Source organism: Corallococcus praedator (assembly GCF_003612125.1).
GTDB classification, from domain to species: Bacteria; Myxococcota; Myxococcia; order Myxococcales; family Myxococcaceae; genus Corallococcus; species Corallococcus praedator.
In genome coordinates this window covers 1-407 of the sequence record NZ_RAWI01001283.1, presented here as the reverse complement: position 1 = coordinate 407, position 407 = coordinate 1, and the positions used below count along the sequence as shown (strand labels likewise).

The 407-nt window shown below is 68.3% G+C and carries 1 protein-coding gene; it reads left to right on the top strand.

Annotated features, from left to right (window positions below):
* Positions 1–71: 71 nt before the first annotated feature.
* On the top strand, positions 72–407 hold a 336-nt coding region (locus D7Y13_RS44100), incomplete at its 3' end, for a PQQ-dependent sugar dehydrogenase (RefSeq protein WP_208734723.1).

Below are 407 nucleotides of genomic sequence, written 5' to 3'. Positions count from 1 at the left end.
GTACGACGTCTGCGCCGACCGGCTCGGCTGCAGGCCAGCAGGCGTCCGTGCGGCTGACTGTGGCGTCGACCGTGGCGACGGGGATCCAGGTGCCGTGGGGGTTGGCGTTTCTGCCGGACAAGAGTGCGTTGGTGGCGGAGCGGGACTCGGGGAAGATCAAGCGGATCGCCGGCGGGCAGGTGAGTGACGTCGGCACGGTGGAGGACGTGAACGCGTCGGCGGAGGGTGGGTTGCTGGGGCTGGCGGTGGACCCCGGGTATCCGGGGAAGCCGTACATCTACGCGTACTACTCCGGCGGAGACGACAACCGGATCGCCCGGATCACGTACCAGGACAACCAGCTGTCCGACCAGCAGGTGATCCTGGAAGGGATCCCCTCCTCCGCCATCCACAACGGCGGGCGATTG